The organism is Streptomyces sp. NPDC046925 (genome assembly GCF_040644915.1).
In the GTDB taxonomy this organism is placed as follows: Bacteria; Actinomycetota; Actinomycetes; order Streptomycetales; family Streptomycetaceae; genus Streptomyces.
The window spans coordinates 941,131-967,609 of the sequence record NZ_JBEYWZ010000001.1; the positions used below are offsets into that span (position 1 = coordinate 941,131).

General features: G+C 70.8%; 21 protein-coding genes. 8 read left to right on the forward strand and 13 right to left on the reverse strand.

The genetic code is table 11. The features are described 5' to 3' along the window. Window positions 1–22: 22 nt before the first annotated feature. The 5 genes from ABZ906_RS03970 to pcaH all read right to left on the reverse strand — a co-directional run bounded on the left by ABZ906_RS03970 (window position 23) and on the right by pcaH (window position 5,602). Window positions 23–1,780 (reverse strand): serine/threonine-protein kinase, encoded by a 1,758-nt coding sequence (locus ABZ906_RS03970; protein WP_361376999.1) that lies wholly within the window; start codon window positions 1,778–1,780, stop codon window positions 23–25. Window positions 1,781–1,855: 75 nt separating this feature from the next. Further along, window positions 1,856–2,968 carry a 3-oxoadipate enol-lactonase gene (gene pcaD, locus ABZ906_RS03975; RefSeq protein WP_361377002.1) on the reverse strand — a complete coding sequence of 371 codons (1,113 nt, stop codon included), beginning with the start codon at window positions 2,966–2,968 and terminating at the stop codon, window positions 1,856–1,858. After that, window positions 2,965–4,326, reverse strand: a complete 1,362-nt coding sequence (gene pcaB, locus ABZ906_RS03980) for a 3-carboxy-cis,cis-muconate cycloisomerase (RefSeq protein ID WP_361377005.1) — start codon at window positions 4,324–4,326, stop codon at window positions 2,965–2,967. Before pcaB ends, pcaD begins: the two co-directional genes overlap by 4 nt. Further along, window positions 4,323–4,877 carry a protocatechuate 3,4-dioxygenase subunit alpha gene (gene pcaG / locus ABZ906_RS03985; protein WP_361377008.1) on the reverse strand — a complete coding sequence of 185 codons (555 nt, stop codon included), beginning with the start codon at window positions 4,875–4,877 and terminating at the stop codon, window positions 4,323–4,325. The genes pcaB and pcaG overlap by 4 nt, the downstream gene beginning before the upstream one ends. Next, window positions 4,877–5,602, reverse strand: coding sequence for a protocatechuate 3,4-dioxygenase subunit beta (gene pcaH / locus ABZ906_RS03990; RefSeq protein WP_361378068.1), 726 nt, complete (start codon window positions 5,600–5,602; stop codon window positions 4,877–4,879). Before pcaH ends, pcaG begins: the two co-directional genes overlap by 1 nt. Before the next feature lie 256 nt (window positions 5,603–5,858). On the opposite strand from pcaH, the gene ABZ906_RS03995 reads away from it, so the two are divergent. Then, entirely contained in the window at window positions 5,859–6,344 is a 486-nt protein-coding gene (locus ABZ906_RS03995) for a MarR family transcriptional regulator (protein ID WP_361377011.1), read from the forward strand. Between the two features lie 15 nt (window positions 6,345–6,359). Here the strand turns inward: ABZ906_RS03995 and ABZ906_RS04000 are convergent, their stop codons facing one another. Next, on the reverse strand, window positions 6,360–7,319 hold the full coding sequence (locus ABZ906_RS04000) for a DUF3048 domain-containing protein (protein ID WP_361377014.1): 960 nt from the start codon (window positions 7,317–7,319) through the stop codon (window positions 6,360–6,362). A gap of 69 nt (window positions 7,320–7,388) precedes the next feature. Next, window positions 7,389–9,182: an FAD-dependent oxidoreductase gene (locus ABZ906_RS04005; RefSeq protein ID WP_361377017.1), complete on the reverse strand. Its 1,794-nt coding sequence runs from the start codon at window positions 9,180–9,182 to the stop codon at window positions 7,389–7,391. A 407-nt stretch (window positions 9,183–9,589) separates the two neighbouring features. Here ABZ906_RS04005 and ABZ906_RS04010 point away from each other — a divergent pair, with 407 nt between their 5' ends. Genes ABZ906_RS04010 through ABZ906_RS04020 form a run of 3 tightly spaced genes read left to right on the forward strand, consistent with a single transcriptional unit; the run spans window position 9,590 to window position 12,290 of the window. Next, on the forward strand, window positions 9,590–10,654 hold the full coding sequence (locus tag ABZ906_RS04010; protein WP_361377020.1) for an ABC transporter substrate-binding protein: 1,065 nt from the start codon (window positions 9,590–9,592) through the stop codon (window positions 10,652–10,654). After that, window positions 10,651–11,523 carry an ABC transporter permease gene (locus ABZ906_RS04015; RefSeq protein WP_361377023.1) on the forward strand — a complete coding sequence of 291 codons (873 nt, stop codon included), beginning with the start codon at window positions 10,651–10,653 and terminating at the stop codon, window positions 11,521–11,523. Before ABZ906_RS04010 ends, ABZ906_RS04015 begins: the two co-directional genes overlap by 4 nt. Next, window positions 11,499–12,290, forward strand: a complete 792-nt coding sequence (locus ABZ906_RS04020; protein WP_361377026.1) for an ABC transporter ATP-binding protein — start codon at window positions 11,499–11,501, stop codon at window positions 12,288–12,290. The genes ABZ906_RS04015 and ABZ906_RS04020 overlap by 25 nt, the downstream gene beginning before the upstream one ends. Window positions 12,291–12,327: 37 nt before the next feature. Here ABZ906_RS04020 and ABZ906_RS04025 read toward each other — a convergent pair whose 3' ends face one another. After that, complete coding sequence (locus ABZ906_RS04025) at window positions 12,328–13,389, reverse strand: ATP-dependent DNA ligase (RefSeq protein WP_361377029.1); 1,062 nt, start codon at window positions 13,387–13,389, stop codon at window positions 12,328–12,330. A gap of 73 nt (window positions 13,390–13,462) precedes the next feature. On the opposite strand from ABZ906_RS04025, the gene ligD reads away from it, so the two are divergent. Then, the gene (gene ligD / locus ABZ906_RS04030; RefSeq protein ID WP_361377032.1) at window positions 13,463–14,476 is read left to right on the forward strand and encodes a non-homologous end-joining DNA ligase; all 1,014 of its coding nucleotides are present in this window, start codon (window positions 13,463–13,465) and stop codon (window positions 14,474–14,476) included. Between the two features lie 105 nt (window positions 14,477–14,581). On the opposite strand, the gene ABZ906_RS04035 is transcribed toward ligD, so the two are convergent. The 4 genes from ABZ906_RS04035 to ABZ906_RS04050 all read right to left on the reverse strand — a co-directional run bounded on the left by ABZ906_RS04035 (window position 14,582) and on the right by ABZ906_RS04050 (window position 21,042). Continuing rightward, window positions 14,582–15,349: a hypothetical protein gene (locus ABZ906_RS04035; RefSeq protein ID WP_361377035.1), complete on the reverse strand. Its 768-nt coding sequence runs from the start codon at window positions 15,347–15,349 to the stop codon at window positions 14,582–14,584. A gap of 289 nt (window positions 15,350–15,638) precedes the next feature. Then, the gene (locus tag ABZ906_RS04040; protein ID WP_361377037.1) at window positions 15,639–16,097 is read right to left on the reverse strand and encodes a hypothetical protein; all 459 of its coding nucleotides are present in this window, start codon (window positions 16,095–16,097) and stop codon (window positions 15,639–15,641) included. Window positions 16,098–16,426: 329 nt separating this feature from the next. Further along, the gene (locus ABZ906_RS04045) at window positions 16,427–18,574 is read right to left on the reverse strand and encodes a family 16 glycoside hydrolase (RefSeq protein WP_361378071.1); all 2,148 of its coding nucleotides are present in this window, start codon (window positions 18,572–18,574) and stop codon (window positions 16,427–16,429) included. Window positions 18,575–18,627: 53 nt separating this feature from the next. Beyond that, complete coding sequence (locus tag ABZ906_RS04050) at window positions 18,628–21,042, reverse strand: ThuA domain-containing protein (protein WP_361377039.1); 2,415 nt, start codon at window positions 21,040–21,042, stop codon at window positions 18,628–18,630. 356 nt (window positions 21,043–21,398) lie between these two features. Between ABZ906_RS04050 and ABZ906_RS04055 the strand changes: the two genes are divergently transcribed. Further along, window positions 21,399–22,451 carry a multicopper oxidase domain-containing protein gene (locus tag ABZ906_RS04055; protein ID WP_361377042.1) on the forward strand — a complete coding sequence of 351 codons (1,053 nt, stop codon included), beginning with the start codon at window positions 21,399–21,401 and terminating at the stop codon, window positions 22,449–22,451. A 10-nt stretch (window positions 22,452–22,461) separates the two neighbouring features. Here the strand turns inward: ABZ906_RS04055 and ABZ906_RS04060 are convergent, their stop codons facing one another. Continuing rightward, window positions 22,462–23,430, reverse strand: coding sequence for a hypothetical protein (locus ABZ906_RS04060; RefSeq protein ID WP_361377045.1), 969 nt, complete (start codon window positions 23,428–23,430; stop codon window positions 22,462–22,464). A 149-nt stretch (window positions 23,431–23,579) separates the two neighbouring features. On the opposite strand from ABZ906_RS04060, the gene ABZ906_RS04065 reads away from it, so the two are divergent. Further along, a complete protein-coding gene (locus tag ABZ906_RS04065; RefSeq protein WP_361377048.1) occupies window positions 23,580–25,169 on the forward strand; it encodes a GMC family oxidoreductase N-terminal domain-containing protein in 1,590 nt (529 codons plus the stop codon). Between the two features lie 83 nt (window positions 25,170–25,252). After that, a complete protein-coding gene (locus ABZ906_RS04070; protein WP_361185323.1) occupies window positions 25,253–26,272 on the forward strand; it encodes a LacI family DNA-binding transcriptional regulator in 1,020 nt (339 codons plus the stop codon). The last annotated feature ends 207 nt before the right edge of the window (window positions 26,273–26,479 follow it).

Sequence of the window (26,479 nt, forward strand, 5' to 3'; positions counted from 1 at the left end):
GGTGCCCGAGGTGCAGGAACCCCTAGTCCGCCTGCCAGACCGTCATGTCCGCGGTCAGGAAGCTGATCCCCGCATCGGGCAACGCGGTCGACTTCACCTGGACCACGAGCAGCGCGATGTCGCCCTGGGAGTTCTTGACGCAGATCTCGCTGCCGGCCGCCACCGCGGCCAGCGGAAGATTGTGGCTGTCGGCGCCGTCGAGGGCGATGCGGCAGGAAGCGAGGGTGGCCCCCGGCTTGGCATACAGCAGGCTGATCACGCTTTTGTCGCTCTGCAGCGAGCAACTGTCCGCCCCGCAGTCGAAGCGGATGTCCCCCTTGCGGTCCTTGCGGCGGACCGGCTCTCGCAGGCTCACCGAGTTCTTCTCGTCGAACCACTCCTGGGGGTACGCGACGGCCTGCGGCTTCGCCGGAGCGCGCGACGAGGAGCCGGAGGAGGGGAGCGACCCGTCCGCGGCCCGGTCGCCCTTGTCGCCGGAGCCCGCATTCCTGCCGTCCGCCGAGGAGTTCTCGCCCTCTCGCGAAGACCCCCCGGACGCCGACCCTGACTCCGCCCCGGACGTCGGCGCACGGTCGGACGAGCCCGAACCGGACTCCGATGAGGTGTCCCGGTGGCGCAGCACGTCCATCGCGTCCATGACCGTCCACGTCATGCCCGCGAGCAGCAGCGCGCCCGCCGTCACGCCCGCCGTGATGAGCGCGGTGCGTCTTCGGCGGACCCGTCGCCGGTCCGCATCGGTCGGCACCGTCTGCTGCGGCGGCGCGAACAGCAGCGGTGCGTTCAAGGGAGGCGCGTTCACATGAGGCGCGTTCGACGGCTGTGCGTTCAACGCAGGCGCGCCAAACGGCTGCGTATGCACCCGGGTCGGGTGCGGGGCCGGAGCCGGAACCCGCACCTCCGGGCCCGTGATCTCCCGCCAGACGGCAGGCCCCGCGCCCGTGGCCGCCTCCCCGCCGAGCCGCTTCCTGCACCAGTCGACGATCTCCGCCAGGGTCGCCCGCTCGGCCGGATCGGCGGCCAGGCAGCGGGCGAACAGCGGACGGAGCTGCGCGGGCAGCAGCGAGAGATCGGGCTCCGAGTGCACGATCCGGTACAGCACGCTGACCGAGGGCCCGTCCCCGTACAGCGGCTCGCCCAGTGCGGCGAACGCCGCGGTCTGGCCGAGCGCGAAGACGTCGGTGGCCGCGGTGACCTCGCCCACGGACGCCTGCTCGGGGGCCATGAACTGGGGCGTGCCCGCGGCGGTGCCCGTGACCGTGTGCGGATATGTGGCACTGGAGGTCAGCGAGATGCCGAAGTCGATGACGCGCGGCCCGTCGGCGGCAAGGAGCACGTTCGACGGCTTCAGGTCCCGGTGCACGATGCCCGCACCGTGAATGGCCTGCAGCGCCTCGGCCACGCCCGCCATCAGCCACAGCACCGCGGGCACCGGCAGCGGTCCGCTCCGGGTGACGGCGTCCGCCAGGGAGGGGCCCGGCACGTACAGGGTGGCGAGCCAGGGCGGTACGCCGTCCGCGTCGGCGTCGATCAGCTCGGCCGTGTAGGCGCCGCGGACCCGCTGGGCCGCCGTTATCTCCCGGCTGAACCGCCGCCGGAACGCCGGGTCGTCGGCCAGCTCCGGCCGTACCACCTTGATCGCGACCGGCCTGCCGCCCTGCGTGTGCGAGAGGTAGACGCGGCCCATGCCTCCCGCGCCGATCCGGGCGGCGAGGCGGTAGCCGGCCACCGTGGGCGGATCGTCCGCCTGCAACGGCTTGAACACCTCAGTCGCGTGGTTCATCGGCCCTCGTCCCCCTGCTCTCCTGATCCCCGTGCCCCCTGATCAGCAGCAGCCTAAACGGTGCCCGTGCGGCCGTTACTCCTCCGCGAGCACCCGCTGCGCCACCGCGAACGCGGAATTGGCCGCCGGGACACCGCAGTAGACGGCTGTCTGGAGCAGTACCGCGCCGATTTCCTCGGGGGTGAGGCCGATGCGGCGGGCCGCACGGACGTGCATGGCCAGTTCGTCGTAGTGGCCGTGTGCGACCAGGGCGGTCATCGTGATCATGCTGCGTTCGCGGTGCGCGAGGGTCGGGTCGGTCCAGATCTCGCCCCAGGCGTAGCGGGAGATGAAGTCCTGGAAGCGGGCCGTGAAGGGCGTGGTGTTCCCCTGCGCGCGGTCCACGTGCGCGTCGCCCAGGACCGCCCGGCGTACGGCCATGCCGCTCGCCGCCGTGCCCGTCAGGTGCGTGCGCAGCGCGGCGGTCACGGCCTCCGGCCGCTCCGCGGGCGCCAGGTGGGAGGCGCCCGCGAGCTCCGTGAGCGATGCGCCCGGTACCGCGTCGGCGATCTCGCGCGCATGGGAGGGCGGCGTCGCCGGGTCCTCGCGGCCCGCGACCACGAGCGTCGGCACGGTGATCGTCGCGAGGGCGTCCCTGATGTCGTACGCCGCCAGCGCGTCGCAGCACGCGGCGTACGCGCCGGGGTCGGCGTTCCGGTGGTCGTCCACCAGGCCCGGCACCGTGAAACCGGACGTGAACCAGCGCTCGGGCGCGCTCTCGGCGAGGGTGGCGAGGCCTTCGCGGCGCACGAGCGCGGCACGCTCCTGCCAGCGGGCGCTGCCGCCGAAGTGCGCCGACGAACAGATCACGGCGAGGCTCTGCACCCGCTGGGGGTGGTGCACGGCCAGATGCAGTCCGACGGCGCCGCCGAGGGAGACGCCCGCGTACGCGAAGCGGTCGATGCCCAGGGAGTCGGCGAGCGCGAGGACGAGCGCGGCCAGGTCGGCGACGCTCGCCCCCGGGCCGATCAGCTCGGCGGGGGACTTGCCGTGGCCGGGCAGATCCCACCGTACGACCCGGTGCGTGGCGGACAGTTCGGGCGCCACGGCGTCCCACAGGGCGGTGGAGGTGCCGACCGAGGAGCCGAGGAGCAGAGGGGGCGCTGTCGGGGCGCCCTCGGAGGTGTGGTGCGGCAGCTTGGCGGTCATCGTCGCTCCAGGGCTCGGTCCGTGAGGGTTCCGGCGGAGCCGGTGTAACGGGCGGGGTCGGTGAGTCGGGTGAGGTCGACGGCCGCGAGGCCGGGCTCTTCGGCGAGGATCTCCGCGAGGGGGCGGTCCTCGTCGCGGGTGCGGCGGGCCGCCGACGTGAGCAGTTCCTTCGCGCGGGCCCGGCCCAGGAGGGGGGTCAGCTCGGCCGTGAGCCGCTCGGAGACGATCAACCCGTGGGTGAGGCCGAGGTGTTCGCGCATGGCCTCCGGATGGACCCGGAGATTCTCGGTGAGCTCCGCCGCGTGGTGGCCGGCGCCGCCGGCCGTGCGCAGGAGGTCGCGCAGGGATTCCCACTCCGCGTGCCAGGCGCCCGCCGGGCGTTCGTCCTCGGCGGCCATCGACGCGAGAAGTGTCGCCGCCATGGCCGGGGCGCGGCGGGCGGCGGCCGCGACGAGGGTGGAACGAACGGGGTTCGCCTTGTGCGGCATGGCGGACGAGCCGCCCCCCGCTCCCTCGGACAGCTCGGCAAGTTCCGTACGGCCAAGGGTGAGGACGTCCGCGGCCACCTTGCCGAGCGCCCCCGCGGTGAAGGCGAGAGCCGCGGCGAGGTCGGCGACCGGGGTACGGAGGGTGTGCCAGGGAAGCGGCGGCTCGGCGAGCCCCAGCTCCCGTGCGTAGGCGGACACAAGCTTCTCCCCGGGCATGCCGCCCGCGCAGAGCCCCTCCGCGGTCGGGCCCGCATAGGCTCCGAAAGCCGCCAACGTCCCCGCCGCGCCGCCCAGTTGAGCCGGAAGGCTCTCGCGCACCCGCCGTACCCTGTCCCGTGCGTCGAGGACCAGGGAGCGCCAGCCCGCTGCCTTGAGGCCGAACGTCGTCGGGACCGCGTGCTGGGTCAGGGTGCGGCCCGGCATCACCGTGTCGCGGTGCCGTGACGCGAGACGGGCGAGGGCCGACTCCGTGCGGGCCAGGTCCGCCAGGATCAGGTCCAGCGTGCGCCGCGCGACCAGCATCATCGCCGTGTCCATGATGTCCTGGCTCGTCGCGCCCCGGTGCACGTACGGCGCCGCGTCCGCAGGCACCGCCGCCGTCAGGTCCGCGACCAGCGGGATCACCGGATTGCCGCCCGCCCGCGCGCGCAGCGCCACATCCCGTACGTCGAAGCGGCCGGCGTCGGCCGCCGCCGATACGGCCGTCGCCGCCTGCGCAGGGGCCAGGCCCACCGCCGCCTGAGCCCGCGTCAGCGCCGCCTCCGCGTCCAGCATCGCCCGGAGGAAGGCGGCGTCGCCCGTCGCGGCCTCGGCCGCGGAGCCCGCTCGGCCGGGGGAGAGCAGGCCTGCGTCCGTACCGTCAAGACTCACTGGAACTCCAGGAACACCGTTTCGCCCTCGCCCTGAAGGCGGATGTCGAAACGGTACGTGCGCTGCGCCTCGGGGCGGGTGACGAGCGTGGCGCGCCGCGCCGGATCGAGCGCGCCGAGGAGCGCGTCGCCCGGCTCGTCCACCAGATAGGCGCGCGTGTAGAGGTGGTGGAGCAGACCGCGCGCGAACACGGCCACCGCGATGTACGAGACACCGCCCGGCGGCAGCGTACGCACCGCCCAGTGGCCGTCCGCGTCGGTCGGGACGCGCCCGAAGCCGGTGAACGCGACCCCGTCACGGCCGATGACCTCGCCGGTGACCGGGTCGTGCCGCAGCGAGCCGGGCGCCCCGGTGCGCGAACCGTCGGGCGCGGGCTGCCAGGTCTCGACGAGGGCGTCGGGCACGGGGTTTCCCGCACCGTCGTAGACGTACCCGTGCAGGGTGATCGTGTCCGGGTGGCCGGCCGGGGCGACCTCGCCGCCGCGCGGGAAGGGCAGCGCGTAGCCGTAGAAGGGGCCGACGGTCTGGGAGGGGGTGGGAGCGTACGACATCAGAGCTGGTCGCCTTCCTCGAAGAGCGTCGCGGACGGGCCGTCGAGCACGATGTCCCAGCGGTAGCCGAGCGACCACTCGGGGGCGGAGAGATCGTGGTCGTAGGCCGACACCAGGCGCGCTCGCGCCGACTCGTCGGTGACCGAGCGCAGGACGGGGTCGTAGGCGAACAGCGGGTCGCCGGGGAAGTACATCTGCGTCACCAGGCGCTGCGTGAACGCCGTGCCGAACAGCGAGAAGTGGATGTGCGCGGGGCGCCAGGCATTGACGTGGTTGCGCCACGGGTACGCGCCCGGCTTGATCGTCGTGAAGGCGTACGTTCCCTCGTCGTCGGTCAGGCAGCGGCCGAAGCCCGTGAAGTTCGGGTCGAGCGGCGCCGGGTGCTGGTCGAGCTGGTGGGCGTACCTGCCGGACGCGTTGGCCTGCCACAGCTCGACCAACTGGCCGCGCACGGGCCGCCCTTCGCGGTCCAGGACACGGCCGGACACGGTGATCCGCTCGCCGAGGGGCTCGCCCATGTGCTGCCGGGTCAGGTCGCGGTCGAGGGCCGTGACGTCGGTGACGCCGAACGCGGGACCGCTCAGCTCCACCGCCTCCGGGTCGCGCAGCGGGACCAGCGGCTGCCGGGGGAAGCGGAAGTGACTGCTGCGGTACGGGGGATAGTCGCGCGGCGGGTGGTCGCGGGGCGCGGCCGCAGCCTGCGCCTCGGCGACCTCCGCGTCCATCTCCCGCTGGCTCAGCCCGTCGGGCAGGGGTTCGGTGAGGGTCATGTCTCTCGGCTCCGTGTCCATCCGTCGGGCCCCGTCTCTTCCGGGCCTTCGATGCCCCGCACATTAATCAGCGCACTGACTATTTCTGCGAGGTTCCCTGTGAGGCGGAACTTACGCTGCCACTCGCCACGCGGGCCGTCAAGGGCGAGTACTGTTCAGTGCACCTACGAAAAATCTGCCCTGCAGGGCAGTGAAGGCAGTGGAGGAACACATGGCCGCGGTGGACCTGACCACCCACCCCGGGCACCTGGCCCGGCGTCTGCAGCAGGCCCACTACCTGCTGTGGAACACCATGGTCTCCGAGGAGATCACCTCGCCGCAGTTCGCCGTCCTGAACGCCCTCGTCGCCGAGCCCGGCCTCGACCAGCGCACCGTCGGCGAGAGGGTCGGCCTCGACCGCTCTACCATCGCGGAGGTCATCAGCCGCCTCATCCGCCGCGAGCTGCTCGACAAGGTGCGCGACCCGCAGGACGGCCGCCGGTATCTGCTGCACCTCACGGACGAGGGCAAGCGCACGCACCGCAAGCTGACCGTGCGCACGGCCCGGATGAACCAGGTCTTCCTCGGGCCGCTCTCCGCGGACGAGCAGCACGTCCTCTTCGACCTGATCCAGCGGGTCTCGGACGCGGCGGAGGGCCTGCGCAACCCCGCGGACTCCATCGTCCCGGCGGCGGCTGACGCCCCGGCGGGCGGCTGACCCGCCGGGCCGGCGTCACTCCTTCGCGTACACCACCCACACCTGCCCCTTCGCGAACGGCAGCTCCCCGCTGCCGTCCGCCGTCGTGAACTCCGTGCCGTCGTCCGGGGACGAGCGCTCCCAGCGGGCCTCGTAGGCGCGGCCGTCCCGCAGGACCCGCGCCTTGCCCGAGCCGACCGTCTCGGTGAACGGCGTGACGTTGCCCGAGCGGTCGTGAAAGCGGGACTCGCGCACCTTCACGTACTGCACGACGACCGTCGACGCGCCCAGCGTCTTGCCGTCGGACGTGCGCGCCCGCGCGCCGTCCATGGAGACCAGATAGCGCTTCTGCCCGGCCGACCAGTCGAAGGTGAACCGCGCCGCGGGGAACCTGACCGTGTGCTCGCGTTCGGGGGTGCCGCCCTCGGGCCGGGGGCCGAAGACGAAACCGGTGCTCTCCAGGCCCCCTTCGCCCACGTCGGCTTTCAGAGCCTTCGGGCGCAGGAAGAGGTTGTGCGGCGCGGGCTTGGCGCCGCTGCGGAAGTAGGCGTCACCCGGTGCCTTGCCCGGCGACAGCGGCCGCAGCGGAGCGTCCGAGATCAGCGGCAGCAGCTTGGACTGCGCTCCGGAGAACGCGAGAGCCGGATCGTCGAACTGCCTCAGCAGCTCCAGATCCGTCTCCCGCGCACTGCGCACCGGGCCGATGACGGGCGGCAGCCGGTCGGCGTACACCGCCATCAGGCGACTGAGGCCCGCCTCGACCTGTTCCGCGTACACCACGTCGGCCGCGTCGAGGCCCGTCTGCGGGCGTGCCGGGCCCACGTTGTCGATCTTCACGGCGAGTACGCGCCCGCCGCCCGCGGGCGCCTCCCCGGCGCCTCCGTCGGCGTCGCTGATGGTGCAGCCGGGCGCCAGGCCCAGGACGGCGGCGACGGCCGCCACCGCCGCCATCGTCGTACGTCGAGTCCGTGCCTGTGCCCGTATCCGCGTTCCCATACGGTCTCCCTACCCCGTCCGCCTCCCCTCCGCTCCTGCCCTTCTCCCGCCCCTCGGTCTCTCAGCCCCTCAGCCCAGATCGAGGGCGTTGCGCAGGCCGAGCCGGTAGCGGGTGCGGTCGTGGCGCTTGAGGAGTTCGATCGCGGGAGCACGGAACAGGGAGGTCACCGTGCACGGCTCGGCATCCGAACCGGCCCTCTCCAGAAGGGCGTTCACCGCCTGGCGTGCCGAGGTGTTGGCGCCCTCCATCGTCGCGAGGTCGATCGGCACGGCCACGTAGTCGCCCGCGAGATAGAGGTTGGGGATCTTCGTGGCGGCCGACGGGCGGTTGTGGAAGGTGCCGACGGGGTGGATGAGGAGCTCGTCCTCGTTGGTCGGGTTCGGCGTCCCGATGCCGTCGACGCCGGGGTCCAGGAACCACGAGTGCAGCTTGCCGTCGCTCAGGACGACCTTGCCGGTGTCGTTGAGCGCGGCCTTGAGCTGCGCCCACACCTCCTTGGCCACCTCCTCGCGCGTGCACTGCTTGGCCGTCTTGCCGTAGAGGATTCCCGGCTTGTCCCACTCGGAGATGTCCACGGAGAGGCATTCGACCGCGACGCCGTCACCGTACTCCGCGGGAAAGTCGCGGCCTTCCCAGTGGCCCGCCTGCGCGATGCCGGTGAGCGACCAGGGAGAGTCGATGCAGTTGAAGTGCCCCTTCACCAGGGGCGGGCGCTCGGTCAGATAGAACTGGATGCCCGTCATCCAGTCGGTCTCCAGCTTGTCGCAGCGCGCCAACTGCGAGTCCGCGCGCTTCATTTCGGCGCTCCATGTCCTGCGCGCGTGCTCCACCGGCATGGCCTGGACGTAGTGGTCCGCGGTGACGTCGCGGCGCACGCCGCCGGGATCCTCGATGACCGCCTTGGAGATACGGCCGTCCGCGAAGCCCAGCTGCCGTACGTTCCAGCCGGTCCTGAACTCGACTCCCAGTGCCTTGAGATGGGTCACCCAGGGGTCGATCCACGCCTCGTTCGTCGGCGAGTTCAGGAGCCGGTCGGGCGGGCCGTCCGCGCCCTGGCCCAGCAGGTTGAAGACGAAGGCCTCACCGAGCGTGCCGACGGTACGGGTGCTCGCCACCTCGGCCTTGGTGGCGACGATGTTGCGGGTGACGCCGATCGCGAGGATGCGCTGATAGTCCTTCGACATCTGCGCCGCGCGCACGAACTCCCACCAGGGAGTCGCCTCCCAGGTGTCGTCACGGCGCTCGTCACAGCTGGTCAGGAAGACGAGAGCGCGGTTCACGAAGTACGTGGCCTCGTGCGCGGGCAGGTTGAAGGCCGTGTCCAGGAGCGCGGTGAGCGCACGGGCGATGTCGTCGAGGGTGAGCTTCTCCGGCTTGCTGCTCGGCCAGGGGATCGGCATCCGGATGTCCTCGCGGCCGGTCCGCGCGAAGGACATCTCGCGCGGCGCCGCGAGGTTGTCCCAGACGCCGTTCGCGTGGCCGGGGAAGGGGATGCGGCGCATCGTGTCGGGGAGGTTGTGGTAGATCCCCGGGATGAACCGGAACCCGTGCTCGCCGGGCAGCGGCCGGCGGTTGCCCTTCGCGCTGTTCGGCACGTCCATGCTGCGGGCCTTGCCGCCGAGCGCCCGGCGCTCGTAGACGGTTACGGCGAAGCCGCGCTCGGCCAGCTCATGGGCGGCGGTCAGGCCCGCGACGCCGCCGCCGAGCACGGCGACGGCCTGCTTCGCCGGGTCCGCCCGCGGTGCGCGTTCACCGGCCGCCGCCGGCAGCGCTCGCGCCCCCAGGGCCACCGCGCCGCCCGCCGCGGCCGCCCCGGCGACGAACGTACGTCTCGTGCTGCCCGCAGCTTCCGAATGCCCCATGTACCGGCCCCCTTACCTTGAGTAACTCCCGTGTCGGGCGCTGGAGCTTACGTTCATGGCCGGTGACCCGGAAGCGGTGCGGAAGCGGGGGCGCCGACTTTGGCGTGAATGCGCGCCCGCCACAGAGACATGGCGTGGTGTGTCGTCCGTATGGCAGGAGTACGAAGGCTGCGTTTCCGGAAAGCCGGGCCGTGCGAGATGACTTGACCCTCTCGCGGGGCCGTGGCTAGTTTCGACGCCATGCGAATATCCCGGCGGTTCAAGCAGCGGCGCGCTGTTGATCTGATGCGCGTCGCCGCCGCCCTGTGTAGCTGACCTTCGGAACACGCGATTCCTCGTGCGAGGCCTCAGGGAATTTCCTGCGGCTCTTCCCCCTCCGTGAAGGTCCACACTCCGGGAAAGAATTCATGCCCACACATGTACGGGCGGCGCTCGGCGCCGCCCTCGTCGCTCCGCTGCTCCTGGCCGGGTGCGCCGGGAACACCTCGTCGACCACGACCGTCGACGCCAAGCAGGTCTCCGCCAAGATCCCGGAGAAAGTGGATCCGAAGACCACGATCACCATCGGCGCGCCGGACGCCCAGGTCGCCCTGAAACTCTCCGGACAGCTCGACAAGCTGCCCTTCAAGGTGAAATGGGCCAACATCAGCGGCGGCCCCCAGTGCTCCGAGGCATTCCGGGCGAATTCCCTGGACGTGTGCTCCGCGGCGGAAATACCGTCCATTCACGCGCATTGGACGGGCCTCGACACGAAATTGGTCGCGGCGAAATACCGCAAGGACCCGCTGAAGCACCCCGTGTACGAACTCGGCATCGCGCCCGGCGCGGACATCGACAGGCTGAAGGACCTGCGCGGCAAGAAGATCGCCTACAGCCCGGGGCAGGCGCAGGGCGCCCTCGTCCTGCGCATCCTCGCCAAGGCCGGGCTCACCAAGGAGGACGTGGAACTCGTCGAACTGCCGAGCACCGGCGACGTCTACCCCTCCGCGCTCGGCAACGGCCAGGTCGACGCGGCGCCGCTGGGCGGGGTCAACATCAAGCGCTACCCCGCGAAGTACGGCAAGGACGGCGCGAAGACCATCCAGCACGGACTGCGCGACGACCCCGGACATCTGTGGGTGCCGACCGAGTCGGTCGAGGACCCGCAGAAGGCGGCGGCCATCCGGGAGTTCGTGAAGTACTGGGCGCGCGCCGCCGAATGGGCCGACAAGCACCCCGACGAGTGGATCGACGGCTACTACGTCAAGGACCAGGGTCTGACCCGCGAGGACGGCGAGTACCTGGTCAAAGGCGTCGGCCACCCCGACTTCCCGGCCGACTGGACCTCCGCCGTCGCGCGTCAGCAGAAGACGGTCGATCTGCTTGCGAAGGAGACGGGGAAGAAGCCCTTCGACGCGGGGGTCCTCTTCGACCGGCGCTACGAGTCGGTCGCGGCCGACGCCCTCAAGTCCGGTGCGGGGGAGGGAACATGAGCGCAGAAGCACCAGCTCTGACCAAGACAGTCACCCGTACCGAACCCGCCGCCCGTACCGAACCCGCGGCCCGGGCGCCCGGCAGGACACGCCGTCGCAGGCTCGGTCCCGGCAAGGCCATCCCGTACGGCCGCGCGATCGGCCCCCTGCTGCTGCTCGCGGTCTGGTCGGCGGGGTCGGCCGCCGGGTTCATCGACGCCCGTAACCTCTCCGCACCCTGGACCGTGGTGAGCACGGCGGGGGACCTGATCGCCGAGGGACGGCTCCAGTCGAACCTCGCCACCTCCGCCGAACGGGCCCTTCTCGGGCTGCTCTTCGGCACGGCGGCGGGCCTCGTCCTCGCGGTCATTGCCGGGCTCAGCAGGATCGGCGAGGGCATCATCGACGGCCCCGTGCAGATCAAGCGGGCCATCCCCTCGCTCGCGCTGATCCCGCTGCTCATCCTCTGGTTCGGCATCGGCGAGTCGATGAAGGTCATCACCATCGCGCTCGGCGTCTTCGTGCCCGTCTACATCCACACCCACAACGGGCTGCGCACGATCGACGGCCGCTACGCCGAACTCGCCGAAACGGTCGGGCTCTCCCGGGCCGGGTTCGTGCGGCACGTCGTCCTGCCGGGAGCGCTGCCGGGTTTCCTGCTCGGCATGCGGTTCGCGGTCACCGCGGCGTGGCTCTCGCTCGTCGTGGTCGAGCAGGTCAACGCGACCAGCGGCATCGGCTACATGATGGAGCTCGCCCGCACCTACGGGCAGACCGACATCATCATCGTCGGCCTCGTCGTGTACGGCCTCCTCGGTCTCATCTCGGACGCACTCGTCCGGCTCGTGGAGAGGAAGGCACTGTCATGGCGACGCACACTGGCGGGCTGACGGAGGAAAGGCCGACGGACGAGGGGCCCGCGGACGAGGCATCGACGGACGAGCGGGTGACGGACGAGAGCCTTGCGGTCCGTATCGAGGGTCTCGTCCGCTCCTTCGGAGACCGGAAGATTCTCGACGGCCTCGAACTGGGCATCGCGGCAGGCGAGTTCGTGGCGCTCCTCGGGCGCAGCGGCTCGGGCAAGTCCACGCTCCTGCGGGCCCTCGCCGGACTCGACCACGAGGTCAAGGGCAGCGGGGACCTCTCGGCGCCCGGCGATGTCTCCGTGGTCTTCCAGGACGCACGGCTGCTGCCCTGGAAGCGGGTCCTGGACAACATCGTACTGGGCCTGACGGGCCCCGGAGCGCGGGACCGCGGGCGCGCCGCGCTGACCGAGGTGGGGCTCGCGGGCCGCGAGGACGCCTGGCCCGCGGACCTGTCCGGCGGTGAACAGCAGCGGGTCTCGCTCGCCCGCTCCCTGGTCCGCGAGCCCCGGCTCCTCCTCGCGGACGAGCCGTTCGGCGCACTGGACGCGCTCACACGCATCCGGATGCACGCCCTGCTGCGACGCCTCTGCGAGGCACACCGCCCCGCCGTGCTCCTGGTCACCCATGACGTCGACGAGGCGATCGCCCTCGCCGACCGCGTGGTCGTCCTGGACGCGGGGCGCATCGCGGCCGACGTACCGGTGGATCTTCCCGCGCCTCGCGGTCAGGGAAGCCCCCAGTACGCGGCGCTGCGGGGTGAGCTGTTGCGGCAGCTGGGCGTCGAAGGCTAGGTCCGTCAGGTCGAAGGCCGGGTCCGGCAGAAGGGGCCTACCGCAGCACGTCCGCCAGGTCGTACCGGACCGGCTCCTCCAGCTGCGCGAACGTGCAGCTGTCGGGGGTGCGGTCCGGGCGCCAGGTGCGGAAGCGGGCCGTGTGCCGGAAGCGCTGCCCGCCCTCCATGTGGTCGTAGGCCACCTCGCAGACGCGCTCGGGGCGCAGCGGCACCCAGGACATGTCCTTCTTGCCCGACCAGCGGCTCGGCGCGCCCGGCATCCGGGAGGACTCGTGGGCGGCCTCGTCGCCCCAGGCGGCCCAGGGGTGGCCCGCGGCCGACTCCATGAGGAGCGGTTCGAGCTCGTCCACCAGCTCCGCGCGCCGCTTCATGGAGAACGCGGCGCAGACTCCGACGTGCTGCAACACGCCTCCGTCGTCGTAGAGGCCGAGCAGGAGCGAGCCGACGATCGGGCCGCTCTTGTGGAAGCGGTAGCCCGCGACCACGCAGTCCGCCGTGCGCTCGTGCTTGATCTTGAACATGAGGCGTTCGTTCTGCCGGTAGCGCAGATCGAGCGGCTTGGCGATGACACCGTCGAGCCCTGCCCCCTCGTACTGCTCGAACCACGTCCGTGCCAGCTCCGGATCCGTGGTGGCGGGCGCGAGGTGTACGGGCGCGCGCACGCCCTGAAGGGCTTCGGCCAGCCGCTCGCGGCGCTCGGTGAGGGGCGTGTCGACGAGAGCCGCGTCATCCAGGGCGAGCAGGTCGAAGGCCACGAAGGAGGCGGGCGTCCGCTCGGCCAGCGTCCGCACCCGTGACGCGGCGGGGTGGATCCGCTCGCTGAGCGCGTCGAAGTCCAGCCGCCCGTCGCGCGCGATCACGACCTCGCCGTCCAGGACACAGCGGGCCGGGAGACGGTCGAGCAGGGCCTCGGTCAGCTCGGGAAAGTACCTGGTCAGCGGCTTCCCCGTACGGCTGCCGATCTCCAGTTCGGCGCCGTCACGGAAGACGATCGCGCGGAAGCCGTCCCACTTGGCCTCGTACTGCATGCCGGGCGGGATCCTCGCCACGGGTTTGGCGAGCATGGGCTTGACGGGGGGCATCACCGGCAGATCCATGGCTCGATTCTGTGGCCATACGCCGCTTTGCGCCCGCTGTGCGCATTTCGTCCCTTACGCATAGCGTGGCCGTATGGGTGGTAAAGCGGTCGAGCTCGATGCGGGTGGGCGGGTGGTGCGGCTGTCCAGTCCGGACAAGGTCGTCTTTCCGGAGCGTGGCTTCACCAAGCTGGACGTCGCCCGGTACTTCCTCGCGGTCGGCGACGGGATCGTCCGCGCCCTGCGGGACCGCCCCACGGCGCTCCAGCGCTTCCCGGACGGGGTCGCCGGGGAGTTCTTCTACCAGAAGCGCGTCCCCAAGAACCACCCCGACTGGATCCCCACCGCCACCATCGCCTTCCCCAGCGGCCGCACGGCCGACGAAATGTGCCCCACGGAGATCGCCGCGGTCATCTGGGCCGCCCAGTACAACACCCTGACCTTCCACCCCTGGCCCGTACGCCGCGACGACCTCGACCGCCCCGACGAACTCCGCATCGACCTGGACCCCCAGCCCGGCACGGACTACGCGGACGCGGTACGCGTCGCCCATGAACTGCGCGCGCTCCTCGACGAGTTCGGCATCCGGGGCTGGCCCAAGACGTCCGGCGGACGCGGCCTGCACGTCTTCGTGCCGATCGAACCCCGGTGGGACTTCACCGGGGTACGGCGGGCCGCGATCGCCTGCGGACGCGAGCTGGAGCGGCGCATGCCGGACGCGGTCACCACCGCGTGGTGGAAGGAGGAACGGGGCGAGCGGATCTTCGTCGACTACAACCAGACCGCCCGCGACCGGACCATCGCCTCCGCCTACTCGGTGCGGCCCCGCCCGAACGCCCCCGTGTCGGCGCCGCTGCGCTGGGACGAGGTCGACGACGCGGTGCCGGAGGACTTCGACATCGCGACGATGCCGGAGCGGTTCGCCGAGATCGGCGACGTACACGCGGACATGGAGCAGCACGCCTTCTCCCTGGAACCCCTCCTGGACCTCGCCGCCCGCGACGAACGCGACCACGGCATGGGCGACCTGCCCTACCCGCCCGAGTACCCCAAGATGCCGGGCGAGCCGAAGCGGGTCCAGCCGAGCCGGGCGAGGCACGAGGAGTGAATACCCGGCAGCTGCGTGCTTGCGGAAGCAGCCGTGCACAGCGACCAGAGGGCCGCGGCAATCTGCTGCCCACCGACGTCGGCCGGCTTCGATAGGGCACTCGGATCAGCGCCGTCGGGTCCCGGGATGCAACTCGATGCGCACGCTGTCGTCATCCTCCACCACGTAGGTCGGATCGCGGTCGTGCCGCCAGCCAAGTGTCAACAGGTAGTACCGGTTGTTGCGTTCCACCAGTAGTCGCAGGCCGGTGTAGCGGTAGCGATAGTGGTTGCCCTTCCCCAGGTCCTCGGCGCGGGGTGCGGCCGGGCCGGGGGCGATGCTCAGCCGATCCTCGCTGACCACGATCACCGAGACCCTGCGTGCGACCCGATCAGCTTCCGCACGTGCGTCTTGCCGTCCCAGCTGTCCGGCCACCAGGGCCACCGCCCACATAAGGAAGAGCGCAGCGACGGTGATCGGAATCGCCCGTCCCCACAGCGGATTCGTGCCGGATCGCACCCTCCGCTGCGGACCGCTCTGCCCTAGCAGCAGTCCTCCGGCCACCAAGAGCGGGGGCAGCCATCCGAAGGGCTGGATGAAGCGCCACAGCAACATCAGCACCACGCCGGCGGCGACCAGGGCCAGGTGTGTGCGGGCCACCGCGTGCCCGGCACTGCGCAGCCGGGCGGCGGCGCGCGGCGACAGCCCGGAGGAGACCAGCAGGTCTGGCAGGCGCGGGCCCAGGACCATGAGAGCGAGGGCGATCAGTACCGGGAAGGTGACCAGCCGGAGGCTGCGCAGTGCCAGTTCGAGAGTGTCGAAGCCGATGGCGAACGTGTCCAGGTGGAAATAGCCGTAGTAGGCACTGCTGTGGATGAAGCCTGTGTAAAGCATCAGGGCGCCGACGAACGAACCCGCTCCGAGAAGCGAGTTGAGCAGTTCCGGGCTTGTCTCGTGGCTCTGATGTACGGGGGGCGTGGGAGTGGCGCCCTGGCCTTGGGGCGGTGCTGGTATCAAGTCCGGATCAGGTGGCGGAGGTCGCGTACCGATCACCCGCGCCCGTGTGGGTCGGGTCATGGCCCGTCGTCTGCTTGTCCGCTGTGCCCGCAGGTTTCGCTGGCGCACGGTAGACGCCGGTTGTCGGTCGGGTGTCCCTGGAGCGCTCCTGCCCATATCAGGCAGCTCAGGACTCTGTGGGCGTGGGTTCCGGCGCGAAGTCCGGTTCCGTGGAGGTCGAACTCGAGGGCTGGATACGGCACAGAGCCGGTGGCTCGGCGGTCTCACCGAACGCTGGTGTGTCGTCACATCCCGGGAGCGGGCTCGCCGGGATTCCAGGAGTGATCCCCGGTGCCTGAGGCTCCGCACCGGCCGAGTCGATCGGGGGGTCGGGGACCTCGCTGATGCCGGGGTCGCCGCCGTTCAGGTTGTCGTTGTCGTTGTCGCTGTCGCTGTCGGCGGACTCGTCGTCGGTGTTCGAGGGTTCCAGGGAGCTGTCCGGCTCGGTCGACACCGGGTCCGGGGACGGCGGTACATCCGGTGAACCGGAACCAGTACCACCGCAGCCCGCCGTGCCGATGATCAGCGCTGTCGCAAGCGCGGCGCCGAAGGGGAGTGCAGCCCCTCGTCGGACTCGGATATGCATGTGCTTCCCCCCGCCCCCGTGCGCCCGAAGTGCGCTCTGTCCACGGTCCCACCGCGAGTCGGTGCTGCACAGCCCTTGCGGTCGGCGAACGGAAGAACAGGGGGAGCAGCGGAGGGGCGCACACAGGGCGAGCCGCCCTCCACGTGGCGCCGTGGCGATGTCACTGGCGGGGTGTAACCGGTATCCGGTAGGCGTGGCATCGGTCCGATCTGAAGAATTAGGCGGTCAGTCTCCGAACCAGCAGAGGCGCCCGCACCCCTGTGGGGCACGGGCGCCGAAGCCGGGTCGATCGGCAGGGAGGAACCGCCGGGCTGTCAAACCTCCTTGGTCTACAGCTCCTTGATCCTGATGTCCCGGTACGAGATCACGTCCGTGACCCCGTGTACCTGCACGCCGACATAGCCGGACGAGTAGCGCCGGCCGTCCGTGCCCGGGTCGTCGCCACGCGGCGGCGTGAAGTCCTGGCCGCCCGTGTTGTCGAACTCGTTGATCAGGACGCCGTTGCGGTAGATCGAGTAGTGCTGGTCCACCACCTTGACCTCGTAGTCGTTCCACGTGCCCTTCGGGGTGACGCCGGCACCGGCGAGACCCACCCGGTCGAAGCCGTAGATCGACCCCGTCTTGTACATGTCGCCGTCAGGCCGGTCGAGCGCCTGGATCTCGTGCCCGTACTTGATGGCGACCCACTCCGGACGAGACTCCTCCGGGTGGTCGTGGACCTGCGGGAAGCGCACGAAGACACCGCCGTTGGCGTTGCCGTTGCCCGGCGCGTCGTCCCGCCACTGGAGCTTCAGCGAGAAGTCGCCGTACTTGCGCTCAGGGAACCACAGCATGCCCATGCCCTCGACGGTGGTGCTGCTGGTGATCGAACCGTCCTCGTTCAGGCCGAACTTGCCGCCGCCGACCTGCTCCCACTTGTCCAGGGACTCCTGGGTGCCGTCGAAGATCTTGCGGTAGCCGTCCGTCTGGCCGGGCTTGCCGATGCCGGACTGCTTGGCCGCCTTGTTGATCTTGTTGTACTCGCGCTTGTCGATCTCACCCGCCGCAAGGAGCTTGTCCGTGACGCTCTTGACGTGCTTCAGGAACAGCGCGTGGGACGTCCACTCCTTCTCGTCCTCGATCATCTCGTTGATGCGGCACCGGTTGTTGGTGACCCGGTTCGGGATGCCCGTGTCGACCGTGCCGACGATGACCGTCAACCGCTCGTCGAACTCGGCGCAGTTGGGCGCCGGGACACCGCCGCCCTCCTTGACCGTGAACGAGACGTCCTTGGCCGCCGAGGTGTTGCCCGCCTTGTCGCTCGCGCGGTAGGCCACCGTGTGCCGGCCCACGCGGTCGACGACGACGGGCGCGGTGTACGCGAGGTACGGACCGCCGTCGAGCGAGTACTCGACCTTGTCGACACCGGAGTCGGCGTCGGTCGCGGTGACCGTCACCTTCGCCTTGCCGACGTACGCGCCGTCCGAGTTCTTGTCGCCCTCGACCTTCGCGCTGGTCTCCGGCGGCGTCTTGTCCTCCACCGGCGGCGTGACCACGGTGAACTCGACGGCCTTCTCCGCCGCCTGGTTGCCCGCCTTGTCGGACGCGCGGTAGCGGATCTTGTGCGCGCCCGCCGCGTGGACCATGACCGGCGCGGTGTACGCCGTCCACTCGCCGCCGTCACCGACCGCGTACTCGATCTTGTTGACACCGGAGCCGGTGTCGGACGCCGTCACGGTGACGGTCGCCATCCCGAGGTACTCGCCCTTGTCGTTCTTCTCGCCGGTCACCGTGGCCGAGGTCTCCGGGGGCGTCTTGTCGTTGGTGTCGGGCGCGACCACCGTGAAGTCGACGGCCTTCTCCGCCGCCACGTTGCCCGCCTTGTCGCTCGCGCGATAGCGGATCTTGTGGGTGCCGATCTGGTCGACGACCACGGGCGCCGTATACGGCTGCCAGGCGCCGTCCGCGCCGACCGCGAACTCGGTCTTGTCGACGCCCGAACCTTCGTCGGTCGCCGTCACCGCGACGGTGGCGGAACCGATGTACGCGCCGTCGGCGTTGGTCTGTCCCTCGACCTTGGCCGACGTCTCGGGAGCGGTGGTGTCCTCGCCGCCGCCCTCGGTCACCACGAGGATGCCCTGCATCGAGCCGTGGCCGGGGATCGTGCAGTGGTAGCGGTAACGGCCGGGGGTCAGGGTGACCTCCGCCGTGTGCTTGCCGCCCTGGTCGTCGTTCGGGTTGGCCATGATGTTCAGCGGCACGTCGTTGTTGTACTCGGGGTCCGAGACGTCGAACGTCAGCGTGTGCGGCATGCCGGTGTCGTTGCCGGTCGCCTCACTGTTCTCGAAGACGATCGTCGTCGCGCCCGCGACCGCCGTGGTGGGCGCGGAGGCGTACTTGTCGATCGCGTTGTTGGCGGTCCAGGTCAGCGTCTGGGCCGCCGCCGCGCCCGGACGGTCGGGCTGGCTCGCCGCCGTCGAGGTCAGGCCGAGCACCATCAGGAGCGACGCGAACAGCGCCGTCCAGAGTCTTCGCTTGTTCACGGTGGGCATCATCCGGTCTTCCTTGCCAGGTCCTTGGCGGCCGGTGTGGCCTCGCCGCCCGAGTAAGTGACGCGCCACAGCGCCGACTTGGAGTCCGAGGTGAAGAACCCGCGGCCGTAGTCGAGGACGTAGAGCGAACCGTCGGCGGCGAACTTCCAGTCCATGAGGTTCTTGATGCCGTCGTTGCCGATCGGGATGATCTTCTTCAGGGACTCGGCGTGCACGGGCAGGCCGCCGCTGCCGACCGTCTTCGGGTCGGTCAGGACCGCGTGCCGGGGCTGGTCGGAGTCGTAGAAGTCACCGACGAACCACTTGCCGTCCCAGTACGAGGGCCACTTGTCCGCGCTCGTGCTGGTGGCGTCGAAGCGGTAGACCGGACCGTTCATCGTGGCCTGGCCGCCGCCCTTGAGCCACGGCAGGAGGATCTTCTGCTCCTCCGTCTTGTAGCTCGGGACGCCCTTCGCGTCGCGCGGGTAGTCGACGCCGCCGCCCTGCGGCGAGTACCAGATGTTGTTCGGCTCGGCCGGCGGGATGTTGACCAGACCGTCGTTGTTGGGCGACTCGTTCTTGAGGTTCTTGCAGTCGTACCAGCCCAGCGGCTTCGTCGGGTCCGGCAGATTGCGGTCGCGGTAGGGCTGGTTGTTGCCCATGCAGTACGGCCAGCCGCGGTTGGACGCGTGGGTGATCGCCGCGAACGTGTCGTACTTCGCCGGGCCCCACGTCGTCGACGGCGCGCCCGCGTCAGGCCCGACCCAGCCCGCGTACAGCGTGTCGGTCTTCTTGTCGACCGAGATGCGCGCCGGGTTCCTGACGCCCATCACATAGATCTCGCCGCGCGTCTTGCCGCCGCCCTCGTCCGGCTCCTTGCCGGTGAAGAGGTTGCCCGAGGGGAGGGTGTACGTCCCGTCGTCCTCGGGGTGGATGCGCAGGATCTTGCCGTTGAGGTTGTTCGTGTTGCCCGCGGTGCGGCGCGCGTCGGCGAAGGAGACACCCTTGAAGTTGGGCTGCGGGTTGTTGCCCGAGTAACCGTCGCTGAACTGCGAGGAGTTGTTGTCACCGGTCGCGATGTAGAGATTGCCCTTGGAGTCCCAGGCCATCCCGCCGCCCGCGTGGCAGCAGCTGTGGATCTGCACCGGCCACTTGAGCAGCACCTTCTCGCTGGCCATGTCCAGCTTGTCGGTGGTGCGGTCGAGCGTGAAGCGCGATACGTAGCGCTCGGCCATGTGCGTCTCGCGGTTGATCTTCGAATGGGGTGTGTAGTGCAGGTACACCCACCCGTTCTGCTCGAACTTCGGGTCGAGCTCGATGCCGAGCAGACCCTCCTCGACCTTGATCAGCTCGTCGCCGCCGCCCTTGTTGCCGAAGACGGTGAGCGCTCCGGCGAGCGTCGACTTCTTGGTCTTGGGGTCATAGACGTGGATCTCGCCCTTGCCCTTGCCGATGTCCGGGTTGTTCCAGTCGGTGATGACCGGCTGCGAGGAGTCGGCGCCGCCCCGGCCGATGTAGAGGACCTTGCCGTCGGGCGCGGTGACCAGGCCGTGCGGCTCGCCGATCTGGTCGTTCTGGCCCGGCTGGTTGGCCGGGGTCAGGCGCTGCGCCTTGTAGTTGGCGGTGATCGTCGACTTGCAGTCGGCGCGGGAGATGCGGGTCGTCCAGTTCAGGGCGCCGCGCAGATGCTGGCGGAAGTCGGTCTCGTCGTACGAGGCCGCCGTACCGCCCATGCCGGTGTAGAAGGAGCGCCCGCCGTCGTAGTCACGGCACCAGGAGACCGGGTGGTCGGCACCGTTCTTGCTCGCGCCCGGCTGGTAGGTCGACTCGCGCACGCGGGCCACGGTGTGGACCTCGCCGGTCGGGTTCTTCGTCCAGTTCAGCCACTGGTCGGGGCGCTTCCACTGCAGGGGCAGGTCCTTGGTGGCCGGGTGCTCCCGGTCGCCGACCTCGACGGTGGCGCGCTGTACGTTCGTCGGGCTGGAATCGGCCGGGCGAGCGCCGATCAGGCCGGTGAACCAGTTCGAGTACGGCTCGGCGCGGGCCGCGTCATGGATGCCGAGGAAGCCGCCGCCCGCCTCCATGTAGGCCTCGAGTCCCGCTTCCTGCTCGGGGTCGAGGATGTCGCCGCCGCCGGTCAGGAAGGCGACGGCGTTGAACTTGCCGAGCTTGGCCTCGTTCGTGAAGACGGACGCGTCGTCGGTCGCCACGATCTTGAACCGCTCGGCGGCCGGGCCGCTCTGGCCGATCTTCTCGATGGCCTCGATACCGGCGTTCACGACCGGTGACTCGTCGCCGCCGGCCGCCGATCCGTGGAAGACGAGGACGCGTACGTTCGCCTGGCCGGGCGGCGAGGGAAGGGACATCGTTGTCAACGGCGGTTCGGGATACGGCCGCGCGGTCGCGGACTGTGTGGAGAGCGCGCCGGTGACCATGGCTCCGGAGAGCAGGGCGGCGGCCCAGGCCCGGCGCGAGCCGGTCCGGTTACGGTTCCGGTCCGGGCTCCGGCCCTGGTCCCGGGGGTTCGATCTGCGTCTGACTCTGCTCAACCCTCGTACAGCCAAGGGCTCTTGATGCGGTGTGAGCCGCATGAGTACACCCACCCCTCGTCGGTCACAGCAACAGGCGCGGATGAAGCTAGACCTCTTTTTGCCACTCGCCAATAGGTACGGACGGAATTCCGCGAACTTTGTCCTGCGTGTGGATAAACGAGGTTCCCCCCGATACCGTGTGGCCGTCTCGGGGGCCACCTGCGCCCCGCTAGTCTCCGTACCGCAGTGGGGAGTTCGGCATGGATCGACGGAGCTTCAACCGGCGGATGCTCGTGGGCGGGGTGGCCGCGACGGCCGGGGTGACATCGTTGTCGCTGGCCGCGGCGCCCGAGGCGAGCACCGCCGAAGGGCCGAAGACCGCGCCGGCCGGGGGTGAGACGCGCCGCATCAAGATGTACGCGGAGAAGCTGCCGGACGGGCAGATGGGCTACGGCCTGGAGAAGGGCAAGGCGTCGATCCCCGGTCCGCTCATCGAGCTGAACGAGGGCGACACCCTGCACATCGAGTTCGAGAACCTGATGGACGTCGATGCCAGCCTGCACGTCCACGGCATGGACTACGAGATATCCAGCGACGGCACCAGACACACCAAGAGCCACGTGGAGCCGGGCGGCAAGCGCACGTACACCTGGCGCACGCACGCGCCGGGCCGCCGCAAGGACGGCACCTGGCGGCCGGGCACGGCGGGCTACTGGCACTACCACGACCACGTGGTCGGCACCGACCACGGGACGGGCGGCGTGCGCAAGGGCCTCTACGGAGCGCTGATTGTGCGCCGCAAGGGCGACCTGCTGCCGGACAAGACCTTCACGATCGTCTTCAACGACATGACGATCAACAACAAGGCGGGCCACGACGCCCCCAACTTCGAGGCGACGGTGGGGGACCGGATCGAGTTCGTCTCGATCACGCACGGCGAGTACTACCACACGTTCCACGTGCACGGTCACCGCTGGGCGGACAACCGCACGGGCCTGCTGACCGGCCCCGACGACCCGAGCCAGATCCTCGACGACAAGATCTGCGGGCCGGGCGACTCCTTCGGCTTCCAGGTCATCGCGGGGGAGGGGGTGGGCGCGGGCGCCTGGATGTACCACTGCCATGTGCAGAGCCACTCGGACATGGGAATGGCGGGCCTCTTCCTGGTGAAGAAGGCGGACGGCACGATCCCGGACTACGAGGCGCATCACGCGTCCTCCGCGAAGAAGTCCTCCGGGGACGCGAAGAAGTCATCCGCAGCCGAGAAGGAGGCCGGAGACACCGAGGCCTCCGGCCACGAGCATCACGGCTAGGAACTAGGAACTAGGAACCGGCCCCGCCCTGCGTGCTGATGTCGAGCACCGTCCACGCGGTGTACGGCTCTTCCTGTACGTAGACGCGCGGGCCGCGGCTGACCGTTCTGCGGCGCCCGAGCGGGGCGCCGTCGGGGCCGACGAGGCGGCCGGAGGCGTAGGGGCGGACCTCCCGGTGGTGGAGTGCGGCGTCGACCAGTCGGTCCCGGTCGTCGCGGTAGCCGCCGAGGAAGGTCACCCGGCCCTGGTGCACGGCCAGGGCGGTGGCCCCCTTCGTGCTGTTCGCGCGCTGCCGCACCGAGCCGTCGGGGCGCACCTCCAGGAGGGTGAAGTCGCCGTAGGCGCAGACCCAGGCCCCCTCTTCGGCCACGTTGAGCGCGTAGCAGTCCCAGATCTCGCTCGCGCCCTGTGCCGCCTCGTACGCCCACAGGGGTTCACCGCCCGCGCTCCAGCGCCGCAGGCCCGGACGGCTGAGATCGTCGTCCCCGAAGACGCCCTCGTCGAAGTAGCCGACCCACAACTGGCCCGCCCGGTCGGCCAGCAGGTCCTCGACGGCGTCCCCGACGCGGAAGGCCCACGACTCGCGTCCCAGCGCGTCGAAGACCTGGACGTGCTGCTCGGACCTGCGGCTGCGCGCGTCCGCCACGACGAAGCCTCCGTCGGGCAGCGCGTCGATCAGCGGAAAGCGCGCCCGCAGCGCGCTCAACTCCGTCTCCTGTGACCGTCCGTCGGGACCGGCGGTGACGACCAGCGCGTCGTACGGCTTCATCGCGCCGCGTCCGCGCCCCGGTTCGCGCCCCGGCTCGCGCGCGGTGAGGAGCCAGTGGGCCTGCCCGAAGGCGTCGACGGTGCTGTGCGCGATGTGGCGGTCGTGATGGCGGCGCGGCAGCCGGGCGTACGGGGTGAGTGGTGTCGCCGCTGCGGACGGGATCGCGGGGGGCTGGACGGGGTGCTGTGCATCGGCCTTTCTGGTCGTCATGTGGAGATCCTGTAGGACAGTCCGCTCCAGGCGCCATCCCTTTACCCAGAGGTCCACTTTGGGTGTACTTCTGGTACGGCTCATCCACGCGCAACGCCCCTACGTCCCCTGTGAGCACCCTTCGCGAACAGCCATTCAAGGGAGTCGAGTTGAGCAAGGACAGCGTGTACGACTACGTCATCGTCGGTGCCGGCTCCGCGGGATGCGTCCTTGCCGCCCGGCTCTCCGAGGACCCCGCGGTGCGGGTGGCGCTCGTCGAATCGGGGCCACGCGACCGGAAGCCCGAGATCCGTATTCCGGCGGCCTTTCCGAAGCTGTTCAAGACGCGCTACGACTGGGACTACTCCACCACGAAGCAGTCCGCGCTCGGCGGCCGCGAGCTGTACTGGCCGCGCGGGCACACCCTGGGCGGCTCGTCCTCGCTGAACGCCATGATGTGGGTGCGCGGCCACCGCGACGACTACGACGCCTGGGGCGAGGCCGCCGGGCCCGAGTGGTCCTACGAGGCGTTCGAACCCTACTTCCGACGCGCTGAGCGGTGGACGGGCGGCACCGGTGCGCACAGTGTGTACGGCACCGAGGGGCCGCTCTGGATCTCCCCGCCCCGCGCCGCCAACCCGTCCACCGCCGCGTTCCTCGACGCCTGCCGCGACGCGGGCCTGCGCGAGCTGACGGAGCTGAACGAACCCGACCACACCGGGTTCGCACTCACCCCGGTCAACCAGCGCCGCGGCCGCCGCTGGAGCGCGGCCGACGGATACCTGAAACCGGCGAGGCGCCGCCGCAACCTGCACATCCTCACCGAAGCACGCGTCCGCAGACTGGAGTTCGACGGGACACGCGTCGCCGGAGTCATCGCCGACGGTGTTCCCGGCAGACTGATCGCCCGCCGCGAGGTGATCCTCAGCGCGGGCGCCATCGGCTCCCCGCAGCTTCTGCAGGCCTCCGGCGTCGGAGACCCGGACGACCTGTCGAAGGCGGGCATCGAGCCGCGCATCGCGTCCCCCGGCGTGGGCCGCCACCTCCAGGACCACCTCTCCTACGTGGTCACCATGCGCTGCCCGCAGCCCGTCACGCTGACCGGCGCGGACTCCCCGGCCAACGTGGGCCGCTTCCTGCTCGGCGGTCGAGGCCCCCTCACGTCGAACGTCGGCGAGGCCGTCGCCTTCATCAGGACCAGGCCCGAACTGACCGCCCCCGACATTGAGTTGATCTACGCGCCGGTCCCCTTCGTCAACCACGGCCTGACCCCGCCCACCGAACACGGCATCACCATCGGCGTGGTGCTGCTCCAGCCGGAGAGCGAGGGCCGCATCACTCCCAAGGGGCCGGGCGTCGGCTCCGCGCCCTACATAGACCCCGGCTATCTGACGGCGGAGGCCGACGTCAGCACCCTGGTCGCCGGGGTGCGCCGCGCGGAGGAACTGTTCGCCGGCCGCGCCCTGGCCCCGTACACGGACGGCCCGATGGGGCCGCACCCCGGCACGGTCGACGACGCGACGCTCGCCCGGACGATCCGGGGGGCGTCCGAGACGCTCTACCACCCGGTCGGCACCTGCCGGATGGGCAGCGACGAGGAGTCGGTCACCGACCCGGAGCTGCGGCTGCGGGGCGTGACGGCGCTGCGGGTCGTGGACGCGTCGGTCATGCCGCGCATCACGCGCGGCCACACGCACGCTCCCACGGTGGCGCTCGCGGAGAAGGCCGCCGAGCTGATCAGGGCGGACGCGGGGAGGTGACGCGGGCAGGGGGGATCTTCTCGGCACGCCCGCCGGTCGTATCCTGACCGGCGCACCAGCAGGACGTCCCCGAGGAGCCCCACGTGACCGAGCCGCCGAGCGCCGCCCCGCGCCCCACCCTGGAGGCCGTGGCCGCCCGGGCCGGAGTTTCGAGGGCCACGGTGTCCCGTGTGGTCAACGGCGACGCGGGGGTGCGCGAGGTGCTCGCCGAGAAGGTCAGGAAGGCGGTCGACGAACTCGGCTACGTGCCCAACCGCGCCGCACGCAGCCTGGTGACCCGCCGTCACGACGCGGTCGCCGTGGTGATCGCGGAGCCGGAGACGCGGGTCTTCGCGGACCCGTTCTTCGCCCTGCAGTTGAGGGGCATCAGCAAGGAGCTCACGTCGCGCGACGTGCAGTTGGTACTGCTGCTCACGGAGGGGCGCGACGATCACGAGCGGGTCGGACGCTATCTGTCCGGCGGACATGTGGACGGCGCCCTCGTCTTCTCCCTGCACCTGGACGATCCGCTGCCCGGCATCATCCAGGGCGCGGGGGTGCCGACGGTGTTCGGCGGCCGTCCGGGGTGGCCGGACGGCACGGTGACCTCTCCGTACGTGGACTGCGACAACCGCGGCGGTGCGCGGGAGGCGGTGCGCCACCTGGTCTCCCTCGGCCGTACCCGCATCGCGCACATCACCGGGGAGCTCGACCAGACGTCGGCGGTGGACCGCCTCGACGGCTTCCGCGACGTGCTGCCGGACGCGGGGGAGAGGTTCGTCGCGCAGGGCGACTTCACCCCGGCGGGCGGCGAGCGGGCGATGCGTGAGCTGCTCGACCGGGTTCCTGACATCGACGCGGTCTTCGCCGCGAACGATCTGACGGCTTCGGGTGCCCTGCGGGTGCTGCGGGAGCGGGGGAGGCGGGTGCCCGAGGATGTCGCCGTGGTGGGCTTCGACGACATGCTGGCGGTGGCCGAGCAGGTGGACCCGCCGCTGACGACGGTGCGCCAGGACATCCAGGAGATGGGCCGCCTGATGGCCCGCATGCTCCTCGACAAGGGCGAGACCCCGACGGAAAGCGTGGTCCTCCCGACGAAGCTGGTACGAAGGGGCTCGGCGTAGAGCCCCACCCGCTTCCGCCCCCGGGGGGCCTACCCGCGGGGCCAGCCCCTCCGACCGCGCCCGGCCCGCTTCTCGGGTTGCGCCGCCCGGCTGGCTCCCCGGCCCTCCGGGCTCGTCTTTCCGGCTGTGCCCGGCCCACCTCCCCGACCCCCGGGGCTCGTCTCCCGGGTTGATCGGGTCGGCTGCCGGGTTCTCCGGGCTCGTCTC

Bases quoted from the DNA above. Each gene is read 5' to 3' on its own strand.
- ABZ906_RS03970 (WP_361376999.1), bottom strand. From the start codon at position 1,780: ATGAACCACGCGACTGAGGTGTTCAAGCCGTTGCAGGCGGACGATCCG.
- pcaD (WP_361377002.1), bottom strand. From the start codon at position 2,968: ATGACCGCCAAGCTGCCGCACCACACCTCCGAGGGCGCCCCGACAGCG.
- pcaG (WP_361377008.1), bottom strand. From the start codon at position 4,877: ATGTCGTACGCTCCCACCCCCTCCCAGACCGTCGGCCCCTTCTACGGC.
- pcaH (WP_361378068.1), bottom strand. From the start codon at position 5,602: ATGGACGCGGAGGTCGCCGAGGCGCAGGCTGCGGCCGCGCCCCGCGAC.
- ABZ906_RS03995 (WP_361377011.1), top strand. From the start codon at position 5,859: ATGGCCGCGGTGGACCTGACCACCCACCCCGGGCACCTGGCCCGGCGT.
- ABZ906_RS04000 (WP_361377014.1), bottom strand. From the start codon at position 7,319: ATGGGAACGCGGATACGGGCACAGGCACGGACTCGACGTACGACGATG.
- ABZ906_RS04005 (WP_361377017.1), bottom strand. From the start codon at position 9,182: ATGGGGCATTCGGAAGCTGCGGGCAGCACGAGACGTACGTTCGTCGCC.
- ABZ906_RS04010 (WP_361377020.1), top strand. From the start codon at position 9,590: ATGCCCACACATGTACGGGCGGCGCTCGGCGCCGCCCTCGTCGCTCCG.
- ABZ906_RS04015 (WP_361377023.1), top strand. From the start codon at position 10,651: ATGAGCGCAGAAGCACCAGCTCTGACCAAGACAGTCACCCGTACCGAA.
- ABZ906_RS04020 (WP_361377026.1), top strand. From the start codon at position 11,499: ATGGCGACGCACACTGGCGGGCTGACGGAGGAAAGGCCGACGGACGAG.
- ABZ906_RS04025 (WP_361377029.1), bottom strand. From the start codon at position 13,389: ATGGATCTGCCGGTGATGCCCCCCGTCAAGCCCATGCTCGCCAAACCC.
- ligD (WP_361377032.1), top strand. From the start codon at position 13,463: ATGGGTGGTAAAGCGGTCGAGCTCGATGCGGGTGGGCGGGTGGTGCGG.
- ABZ906_RS04035 (WP_361377035.1), bottom strand. From the start codon at position 15,349: ATGCTTTACACAGGCTTCATCCACAGCAGTGCCTACTACGGCTATTTC.
- ABZ906_RS04040 (WP_361377037.1), bottom strand. From the start codon at position 16,097: ATGCATATCCGAGTCCGACGAGGGGCTGCACTCCCCTTCGGCGCCGCG.
- ABZ906_RS04045 (WP_361378071.1), bottom strand. From the start codon at position 18,574: ATGGTGCTCGGCCTGACCTCGACGGCGGCGAGCCAGCCCGACCGTCCG.
- ABZ906_RS04050 (WP_361377039.1), bottom strand. From the start codon at position 21,042: ATGGTCACCGGCGCGCTCTCCACACAGTCCGCGACCGCGCGGCCGTAT.
- ABZ906_RS04055 (WP_361377042.1), top strand. From the start codon at position 21,399: ATGGATCGACGGAGCTTCAACCGGCGGATGCTCGTGGGCGGGGTGGCC.
- ABZ906_RS04060 (WP_361377045.1), bottom strand. From the start codon at position 23,430: ATGACGACCAGAAAGGCCGATGCACAGCACCCCGTCCAGCCCCCCGCG.